Below are 9,319 nucleotides of genomic sequence, written 5' to 3'. Positions count from 1 at the left end.
ACGGACCGCGGCCAGGTCGAACGAGCCGGCCCGCAGCCCACGGTCCAGGCGCGGGATGCCGCGGGCCGCGGCGAGGGTGAGCCCGATCGCGTGGTCCGAGACGGACTCCGTGCCGTAGTCCGGCACGTTGCACACCGCGATCCCGCGCGCGGTGGCCGCGGGGATGTCGACCGAGTCGACCCCCACGCCGTAACGCCCGATCGCCCGCAACCCGGGCAGGGCGTCCATGACCTCGCCGGTGATCTCCGCGTACTGCACGAGGATCGCGTCCGCACCCGCGGCGTTCGCCACCAGGTCGGCGGCGGTGAACGACTGGGTCAGTACCAGCTCGGCGCCGGCCGGGTCGGTGACGAGGTGCTCGGCGTCGAACGAGTCGTGGTCGCACTCGGTGATGACGATGCGCATCGCTGCGGCGGTCATCGCGCGAGCCAGCCGCCGTCGACCGGCAGGACGATGCCGTGCACGTAGTCCGCCGCGTGGCTGCACAGGAACAGGACCGCGCCGGCGATGTCGGACGCCTGCGCCCAGCGGCCGGCCGGGATGCGGTCCAGGATCGCCTGGCTGCGCTCGGCGTCCGCGCGCAGGTCCTTGGTGTTCGCGGTGGCGACGTAGCCGGGGGCGACCGCGTTGACGTTCACGCCCGCCACGGCCCACTCGTTGGCGAACGCCCTGGTCAGGCCCGCGACGGCCGACTTCGATGCCGTGTACCCGGGCACGTTGACGCCGCCCTGGAAGCTGAGCAGCGAGGCGGTGTTGACGATCTTGCCCGCGCCGCGGGCAACCATCCCGCGGCCGATCTCCCGCGTGAGGGAGAACGTCGCGCGCAGGTTGACGTCCAGGACGTAGTCGAAGTCCTCGTCGGTGTGGTTCGCGATGGGCGCGCGCCGGATGGTGCCGCCGTTGTTGATCAGGATGTCCACGCCGCGACCGGCGAGGTCCTCGGCGAGCTCGGTGACCTGCTCGCGGACCGAGAAGTCGGCCTTGAGCGGCGTGAACTTGCGGCCCAGGCCCTCGACCATGGAGCGGACCGTGCTGTCGCCGTCGGGCATGTCGAAGCTCACCCCGACGATGTCCGCGCCCGCCGAGGCGAGGGACTGGGTGATGGCCAGGCCGATGCCCTGGTTCGCGCCGGTGACGACGGCGAGCTTTCCTTCGAGACTGAAGAGGCTCTCGGCGTATCGGGCGGGGCTGCTGGCGGCGGTCATCTGGGGCGTGCTCCTTGGTGGGGCCGGAGGGTCAGGGCAGGTAGCCGAGGGCGGTGGAGATCCGGTTCGCGGTCTCGACGGCCAGCGGCGCCATGGCTTCGATCTGTTCGATGGTGTGCTCGAGGGTCAGCGTCGAGACGCTGACCCCGTACTTCACGGTGCCGGTGTGGTCCCGGATGGGGGCCGCGACGCAGCCCAGGCCGGGCACGTTCTCCTCGCGGTCCAGGGCGTATCCGACCTGGCGGACGACGGCGATCTCGGCGCGCAGCGCGTCCAGCCTGGTGAGCGTGTGCTCGGTCCGGTACGGCAGGCCGGCCCGCGCGACGAACCGCTCGAGCTCGTCGTCGGTGTAACCCGCGAGGACGACCTTGCCGATCCCGGTGGAGTGCATCGGGATCGACAGGCCGACGCGCGACGGCATCTGGTACGGCTTGTCGGAGTCGGCCCGGATCAGGTAGATGATCTCGTCGCCGTTCACGACGCCGAGGTGGATCGTGCAGTGGGAGGCCTCCACCAGGTCGTCGACGAACGGCCGGGCGATCGCCGAGATGTCGATGCGCTGCAGCGCGCGACCGGCGAGGGACAGGATCTTGGGTCCGGGCAGGTAGCTGCCGTCGGCCGACACGGTGACGAACCGCCGGTCCACGAGCGTGCCCAGGATGCGGTGGGTGGTCGCCTTCGCGAGCCCGGTGGCCTCCACGACCTCGGTGAACCGCGAGTGGGTGAGGGCCGCCTCGAGCACGAGCAGGGTCTTCTCGCTCGCGCTCGCGGTCGGGCTCGCCGTCACCGCCTCGCCGGCAGCGGCCATTGACGTGGCCGGAACCGGCCCCGTCGTCGTGCCCCGCGCGCCCGCAGCGATCTCCGTGGTCATGTCCCAGGTCCCCAGTCTTTGATTCGCCAGCGATCAGCGCATGTCGGCGATGGCGAAGCCATCCATGTCATCGAACGACTGATTCTCCCCGGCCATCGCCCAGACGAACGAATAGCTCGCGGAGCCGACCCCGGAGTGCACGGACCAGCTCGGGGAGATGACCGCCTCGCGGTTTGCGACGACGAGGTGCCGCGTCTGCGACGGTTCGCCCATCAGGTGGATGACGCGGGCGTCGTCGGGCAGGTCGAAGTAGAGGTAGCACTCGGTGCGGCGGTCGTGGGTGTGGGCGGGCATGGTGTTCCACATGCTGCCGGGATGCAGCGTGGTGACCCCCATGACGACCTGGCAGCTCTTGACACCGCTCTCGTGGATGTACTGGTTGAGTTGCGCCGGTTGGAGGTCAGCGCGTCGCCCAGCTCGCGGACGTTGCCCTGGCCGGCCTCGACGAGCGTGGTCGGGTACGCGGTGTGTGCGGGGGCGGAGATCAGGTAGAAGCGGGCCGCGTCCTGCGGGCCGGTCGCGCCGGTGGAGTCCAGCACGACCGTTCGCGCGCCGCGACCGATGTACAGGCACGAGCCCGTGGCGACCTTGTACTCGGTGCCGTCCACGGTGATCGTGCCGGGGCTGCCGACGTTGACGATCCCGCCCTCGCGGTGGGCGAAGAAGTACTCGCTGCGGATCTCCGGGAAGGTCCCCAACTCCAGGGCCGTCGTGACCGGGCTGACCCCGACGAGCACGGCCCGGTCGTGGTGCGTGTAGACGGCACGGACCTCGTCGTCGACGAACAGGTCCTGGACCAGATACCGGTCGCGGAGCTCCGCGGTGTCCATCCCGGGGACGTGCTCGGGGCTGGTGGCGTAACGCTGTTCCATGTCGATCCTCTTCAGATGCGTGGGTCTGGTGCTGCGGGAAGGGCGCCGCGCCCGGCGGACCGGACGGGGCTTGCGCCCGGCGCGGATGGTGCTACGTCGCGTCCGCCTCGCTGAGCAGGTCGCGGTCCCGGGTCTCGGGGGCGAAGAGCGTCGTGCCGAACGTGATGGCCATGATCACCATCATGTAGACCGCGACCGGCCACCAGGATCCGGCCGCGGCCGTGACCAGCGCGGCGCAGATGAAGGGTGCGATGCCCCCGCCGACGACCGAGGAGAACTCACGCCCGACGGCGACGCCGGCGTACCGGTAGCGGGACCCGAACAGCTCCGGGAAGTACGCGCCCTGGACCCCGACGGTGCCCTGTGAGGCGACCATGAAGCCGATCACGATGACCAGGCCGATGAGGAACAGGTTGCCGGTGGTCATGAGGATGAACGCGGGCGTCGCGAACAGGAACAGGAAGCCGGTGGTGATCAGGTACATCCGCTTGCGGCCGAACCTGTCGGACATGATGCCGAAGCCGACGGCGGAGAAGCAGGCGCAGACGGCACCGATGAGGAGGAACTTGGGAATCCATTTCGCGTCCACGTGCACCTGGTTGATCAGGTAGGCGCCCGCGAAGACCTGGAAGATGTACGAGTGCGCGTTGGCGCCGACGTTCATGAAGAAGACGCGGAGCACGTTCCGCCAGCCGTGCTTCATGACGTCCGCGACCGGCGACTTCTTGCGCTCGATGATGCCCTCGACCTTGAGCTCGGTGAAGACCGGGGACTCCTTGACCTTGCGGCGGATGATGTACGCGGCGATGGTGACGAAGATCGAGCTGAAGAAGACCAGGCGCCAGCCGTAGGAGAGCAGCGCGGCGTCGGACATTCGCTGGACCAGGATCCACACGACGGCGGCCATCGCGGCACCGGCCGCGGCCCCCACGAAGACGAACGAGGCGTAGCGCCCGCGCTTGCCCCTGGGGGCGGTCTCGGTGAGCAGCACGATCCCGCTGGCCTGCTCGGCGCCGGCGCCGAAGCCCTGCAGGAACCGGACCATGACCAGCATGATCGGTGACCAGACGCCGACCGCGGCGTAGCTGGGGAGCAGGCCGACGGCGAACGTGGCGGTACCCATCAGGAACAGCGTCGCGACCATGACGAACTTGCGGCCCAGCCGGTCGCCGTACTTCGAGAAGAACAGGCCGCCGAGCGGGCGAGCACCGAAACCCACGAACAGTGTCGCGAAGGACATCATCACGGCGACGGTCGGGTCGAGGTTCGGGAAGAAGATCTTGCCGAAGATGATCGCGGACGCCGTGCCGTAGATCGTGAAGTCGAAGTTCTCCAGCGCGGTGCCGATCCCGCCCGCCCAGGCGGCGCGGCGGAGGTTCTGCTGATCTGTCGGGGGAAGGACGGCGTCCATTCCGGGGCGGGGCGTCCTTGCGCCGCCCTCCCGGACAATGTTCGTGGTCATGGCTCACCATTCTCGTTGGCGCTCGCTCTGCTCGTGCCACCGTCGGCCGAGCCGCAAACTTCTCAAACGCGAGCGGGGACGCTCGCCACTGCGATAGATCGAAACGACCTTGTTTTCGCTCGGGCGGAACCTCGTGCTCACCTGTGAGCGCGGGTCTGGCGGTCGAACTGCTCCCGTGGTCCGTTCGGCCTGGATGGAACTCGGTTCCAACCCACGGAACAAGTTAGCACCGAATCGCGCCCCGCCATCCGGGTACGAAGTCCCAACTCGCGGGTCGGTACGCTGCCCCGAGGGATCACAGGCCCTGCGCGCGCCGAGATCGGACGCGCCCGGCCGGCCTCTTCGCGAGCTTCGGGTCGTCGCCGCTGACCGCCAGCGATCCCTCACAGGACATCGCCGTCGTCATCGCCAACCTCGAGGGGCTCACCCACTGTGTCGCACGCTCCACCACCCGACGCCCCGCGACCGGCGGCTCGCATGGGGCGGATCCTGTTCGGCCGGCTGACCCCGGGCGCCGAGCGCAACTTCGCGGACGACCTGCGCTCGGAGAACGCCGGCGCGATCCTGCTGCTGGTCGGCGCGGTCGTGGCGCTGGTGTGGGTCAACTCCCCCTGGCGCGACGGGTACACCGCGCTGAGCGACGCCGTCGTCGGCCCGTCCGCGCTGGGCCTCGACCTGAGCCTCGCGCAGTGGGCGACCGACGGGCTGCTCGCGATCTTCTTCTTCGTCGTGGGCCTGGAGCTCAAGCGGGAGATGGTCGACGGGCAACTGCGCCGCCCCTCGACCGCGATCGTGCCGATCCTCGCCGCCGTCGGCGGGATGGCGGTGCCGGCGGGCATCTATGCGCTGGTCAACGCCACGAGCGCGGGCGGCGCGATGGGCGGCTGGGCCGTCCCGGTCGCGACCGACATCGCGTTCGCGGTAGCGGTTCTGACGATCTTCGGGCGCCGGCTGCCGACCGCGCTGCGCGCGTTCCTGCTCACCCTCGCCGTCGTCGACGACCTGTTGGGGATCGTGGTCATCGCGATCTTCTACGCCGACGATCTCGCGTTCGTCTGGCTCGGCGCGGCGCTCGCGACCATCGCGGTCTTCGCGCTGTGCGTCCGGCGGCGCGGCATGACGGCCTGGGTCCTCGTCCCGCTCGCGATCCTGGCCTGGGGCTTCATGCACGCCTCCGGCATCCACGCGACGATCGCCGGCGTGATGCTCGGGTTCACCGTCCCCGCCCTGGCCCGCCCGGGCGAGCAGCAGAGCCTCGCCGAACGGTTCGAGCACCTCTGGCGACCGGTCTCCGCGGGCCTCGCGGTGCCGGTGTTCGCGCTGTTCGCGGCCGGCATCAGCTTCAGCGCCGCGGACCTCATGCGCGCCGCCGACGACCCCGCCGCGCAGGGCGTCGCGCTGGGCCTCGTGATCGGCAAGCCGGTCGGGATCCTGCTCGCGACCTTCCTGCTGGTCAAGCTCACGCGGGCGAACCTCGACGAGTCCGTGCGGTGGCCGGACCTGGTCGCGGTGTCCGTTGTCGCGGGCGTCGGGTTCACGGTCTCGCTGCTGATCGGCGCCCTCTCGTTCGACGCCACCTCCCCGCACAGCGACCACATCAAGGCGGCCGTCCTGGTCGGCTCGGTCGCCTCGGCCGCCCTCGGCGCGATCCTGCTCACCTGCCGCTCCCGCGTCCACACATAGCCCACCAGCATCTCGGATTCGTCGTGCCTCGTGCGCGTTCGTCCGCCCAGTTCAACCGGTTGACTCGCCGGTCATAACCCGGAAGATGAACGGCCATGTTCCGGGTTAACCAGTTAAACTCGGACTACTGGGCGGGCAGTTCCGGGTGAGGGAGCAGACGATGAGAGTGGATCCAGCGGCACGCTCCCGCGGAACGGTGGGTCGCTTCACTATCAGGACGAGCCTGACGCCCGATCCGGTCGTCGGGTCGAGCACGGACTGGCCAGCGCACGACCATGAGCCCCGACCGTGGCGATCCACGGGGCGAGGCCCCCGCGAGGACCGCACGTTCACCGAGGTGCGGACGTCGGTCCCACCACTAATCAATGGCCTCGACTACGAGCCATCTCCACAGGTCAGCGCCGACCTCGAGCAAGCCGTTATCGCTGCCAGCTCCCTCGACCTGGAGTTCGGATCTCAGATGGCCTCGCTGGGGGACTTCCTGCTCCGAACCGAGTCCGTGGCGTCCTCGCGTATCGAACGGGTCGACGCCACCATGGACAACCTCGCCAAGGCGGTCGTCGGAATTAAGGCACCCCCCGAGGCGCACTCCATGATCGCCGCCACACGGGCACTCACCGCGATGGTCACCGCCGCCGGCGACAAGGGGCGAATCGAGCTCGACGACATCCTCGACGCGCATCGCAGACTCATGCACGAGGACCCAGTTGACGGGCAGTACGCGGGCAACCTGCGGACGATGCAGAACTGGATCGGCGGGTCGAACTACTCCCCGCGGGACGCCGTCCACGTACCACCGTCACCGGAGATGGTGCCCGACCTGATGACCGATCTCGTGCGGTTCGTGAACCGCCGAGACATGCCCGCGCTGACCCAGGCGGCGATTGCGCACGCCCAGTTCGAGTCGATCCACGCGTTCACGGACGGCAACGGGCGCATCGGGCGCGCACTGATCAACGCTGTGCTTCGGCGCCGGGGCGTCACCTCCCGCGCCATCATTCCGGTCGCCTCGGTGATGGTGGCCGATGTCGACCGATACTTCTCGCTGGTGAACGCCTACCGGGACGGTGCTGCGGGGCCGTTCGTGAGCTATCTCGCGAATGCCACCCTGCGCGCCTCGCAGGAGGCCCGAGTCTCGGCGGTCGAACTGGCAGCCATGCCGGCCAGATGGCATGAGCGAGTCCACGCCCGGCGTGGTTCGGCGGCAGCGAAGCTGATCGACGTCCTGTTGGAGCACCCGGCGCTGGATGCGCAGACCGCCGCACTGCTCACCGGCGCATCGACGTCGAGCACGTATACGGCGATCGAGCAGCTGGCGGCGGCCGATGTCCTGCACCCGATCACCCAGTCGAAGCGGAATCTCGCCTGGGCTGCGACCGATGTGATGGATGAGATCGAATCGCTGAATGCCCGGCTGCGAACTCCGCCGAAGTAGTACCCCAACGTCGAGGTAGGACCGTCGACGACGCTACATCGACGCGGAGGTACTACCTCGGCGGGTTGGCGGGGTCAGGTGACCGTGCCGAGCTGCCAGGGGATGAACTCCTCCTGGCCCAGGTCCAGCTCTTCGCTGACGGTGCGCGCGCCGGAGGCGACGGCGATGATCAGCTCGAAGATCTCGTCGCCGACGTCGACCAAGCTCGCGGTGCCGTCCACGATCCGGCCGCAGTTGAGGTCCATGTCCTCGGTCATGCGCTCGTACATCTCGGTGTTCGTCGCGAGCTTGATGGACGGCGTCGGGCGGCACCCGAGGACCGAGCCGCGGCCGGTCGTGAAGCAGACCACGGTGGCCCCGCCGGCGACGATCCCGGTCACGGAGACCGGGTCGTAGCCGGGGGTGTCCATGAACACCAGGCCGCGTTCGGTGACCGGCTCGGCGTACTCGTACACCGCGGCGAGGTCCGCCTGGCCGGCCTTCGCGACCGCACCGAGGGACTTCTCCAGGATCGTGGTCAGGCCGCCGGCCTTGTTGCCGGGCGACGGGTTGTTGTCCAGCGTCCCGCCGCCGGCGACGGCGTAGTCCTGCCACCAATCGATGCGCTCGAGCAGCTTGCGCCCGACCGGCTCGGACACCGCGCGCCGCGTGAGCAGGTGCTCGGCCCCGAACACCTCGGGCGTCTCGGCCAGGATCGACGTACCGCCGGCCGCGATCAGCCGGTCGGACGCGTGCCCGAGCGCCGGGTTCGCGGTGATCCCCGAGTACCCGTCCGACCCGCCGCAGTTCAGTCCGAGCACCAGCTCGCTGATCGGAGCCGGTGCCCGACGGCGGGCGTCGAGCTCCGGGAGCATCTCCTTGACCAGCTCGACGCCGGCCCGCACCGTGGCGCGCACGCCGCCGGTGTCCTGGATGGTCAGCATCCTCACGATCGTGTCGGACGGCAGGTCGAGGCCGTCGACGAGCGAGCGCACCGGCACCATCTCGCAGCCGAGCCCGACCACCAGCAGGCCGCCGAAGTTCGGGTGCGCCGCGTACCCGCGCAGCGTCCGCAGCAGCATGTTCGCGCCCTCGCTGCCGGGTACCAGCCCGCAGCCGCTCTGGTGGGTGAGGGCGACGACGCCGTCGACGTTCTCGAACGCGTCCAGGGCCATGCCGCTGAACTGGCCGGCGACCATTTTCGCCGTCGACGCCGAGCAGTTCACCGAGGTCAGCACGCCGACGAAGTTGCGCGTGCCGACCTTGCCGTTCGCGCGGTGGTAGCCCTCGAACGTCCGCACCGGCCCGGTCGGGGCGGCCAGCTCGTTGTGCACGGCTGCGAACTCGTGCACCCGCGCGGTGGTGTCCATGCCGAGGTTGTGGGAGTGCACGTGGTCGCCCGCGGTGATGTCCGCGGTCGCCCGGCCGATGGACTGGCCGTACTTGTGCACGGGCTCCCCGCTGGCGACGTCCCGCACGGCCAGCTTGTGGCTGCGCGGCACGCCGTCTGCCAGGACGATCTCGCCTGTGGTGAGGAGCACCCGGGTGCCGGCCGGGAGCTCCCGGGTGGTCACGGCGACGTCGTCGTCGGGTCGCAGGAGCAGGGCGCACTCGGCGAGCGCCACCGGGGGCGGCGAGGTCCGATCCGTACCGTCGAGCTCAGAGGTTGTCGTCACGGTGCAATTCTCCTTCTCGGCAGGCCTAGGCCACGGGGGCGATGTCGTCCGGGTTGGCGTCGGCCTCGCGTGCGTGGGTCTCGGCCACGATCACCTTGAGCCGGTCGTCCGTGAGCGGGTAGAGGAACCAGAGCAC

At 69.7% G+C, this 9,319-nt stretch carries 7 protein-coding genes and 1 pseudogene; 2 read left to right on the top strand and 6 right to left on the bottom strand.

Features of this window, described 5'->3' with window-relative positions:
* The 5 genes and pseudogenes from VIM26_RS02790 to VIM26_RS02770 all read right to left on the bottom strand — a co-directional run.
* Positions 1-420 (bottom strand): annotated as a pseudogene (locus VIM26_RS02790) (C-terminal binding protein); the annotation flags it as partial.
* Positions 417-1,205 carry an SDR family oxidoreductase gene (locus VIM26_RS02785; RefSeq protein ID WP_331948795.1) on the bottom strand — a complete coding sequence of 263 codons (789 nt, stop codon included), beginning with the start codon at positions 1,203-1,205 and terminating at the stop codon, positions 417-419. The gene VIM26_RS02785 and the pseudogene VIM26_RS02790, both read right to left, overlap by 4 nt.
* 31 nt (positions 1,206-1,236) lie before the next feature.
* The gene (locus VIM26_RS02780; RefSeq protein WP_331948794.1) at positions 1,237-2,076 is read right to left on the bottom strand and encodes an IclR family transcriptional regulator; all 840 of its coding nucleotides are present in this window, start codon (positions 2,074-2,076) and stop codon (positions 1,237-1,239) included.
* Between the two features lie 33 nt (positions 2,077-2,109).
* Entirely contained in the window at positions 2,110-2,412 is a 303-nt protein-coding gene (locus VIM26_RS02775; RefSeq protein ID WP_331948793.1) for a 5-deoxy-glucuronate isomerase, read from the bottom strand.
* A gap of 627 nt (positions 2,413-3,039) precedes the next feature.
* Positions 3,040-4,410 carry an MFS transporter gene (locus VIM26_RS02770; RefSeq protein ID WP_331948792.1) on the bottom strand — a complete coding sequence of 457 codons (1,371 nt, stop codon included), beginning with the start codon at positions 4,408-4,410 and terminating at the stop codon, positions 3,040-3,042.
* Positions 4,411-4,887: 477 nt separating this feature from the next.
* On the opposite strand from VIM26_RS02770, the gene nhaA reads away from it, so the two are divergent.
* On the top strand, positions 4,888-6,093 hold the full coding sequence (gene nhaA / locus VIM26_RS02765; protein ID WP_331948791.1) for a Na+/H+ antiporter NhaA: 1,206 nt from the start codon (positions 4,888-4,890) through the stop codon (positions 6,091-6,093).
* A 460-nt stretch (positions 6,094-6,553) separates the two neighbouring features.
* Positions 6,554-7,528 (top strand): Fic family protein, encoded by a 975-nt coding sequence (locus tag VIM26_RS02760; RefSeq protein ID WP_331948790.1) that lies wholly within the window; start codon positions 6,554-6,556, stop codon positions 7,526-7,528.
* Positions 7,529-7,602: 74 nt separating this feature from the next.
* Here VIM26_RS02760 and VIM26_RS02755 read toward each other — a convergent pair whose 3' ends face one another.
* On the bottom strand, positions 7,603-9,183 hold the full coding sequence (locus tag VIM26_RS02755) for an altronate dehydratase family protein (protein ID WP_331948789.1): 1,581 nt from the start codon (positions 9,181-9,183) through the stop codon (positions 7,603-7,605).
* Between the last annotated feature and the right edge of the window lie 136 nt (positions 9,184-9,319).

Source organism: Pengzhenrongella sp. (assembly GCF_036565025.1).
Classification (GTDB): domain Bacteria; phylum Actinomycetota; class Actinomycetes; order Actinomycetales; family Cellulomonadaceae; genus Pengzhenrongella.
This window is presented reverse-complemented; position numbering and strand designations above follow the sequence as displayed.

Coding starts and splice junctions, on each gene's coding strand:
- VIM26_RS02785 (WP_331948795.1), bottom strand. CDS start 1,205: ATGACCGCCGCCAGCAGCCCCGCCCGATACGCCGAGAGCCTCTTCAGT.
- VIM26_RS02780 (WP_331948794.1), bottom strand. CDS start 2,076: ATGACCACGGAGATCGCTGCGGGCGCGCGGGGCACGACGACGGGGCCG.
- VIM26_RS02775 (WP_331948793.1), bottom strand. CDS start 2,412: ATGGGGGTCACCACGCTGCATCCCGGCAGCATGTGGAACACCATGCCC.
- VIM26_RS02770 (WP_331948792.1), bottom strand. CDS start 4,410: ATGACCACGAACATTGTCCGGGAGGGCGGCGCAAGGACGCCCCGCCCC.
- nhaA (WP_331948791.1), top strand. CDS start 4,888: ATGGGGCGGATCCTGTTCGGCCGGCTGACCCCGGGCGCCGAGCGCAAC.
- VIM26_RS02760 (WP_331948790.1), top strand. CDS start 6,554: ATGGCCTCGCTGGGGGACTTCCTGCTCCGAACCGAGTCCGTGGCGTCC.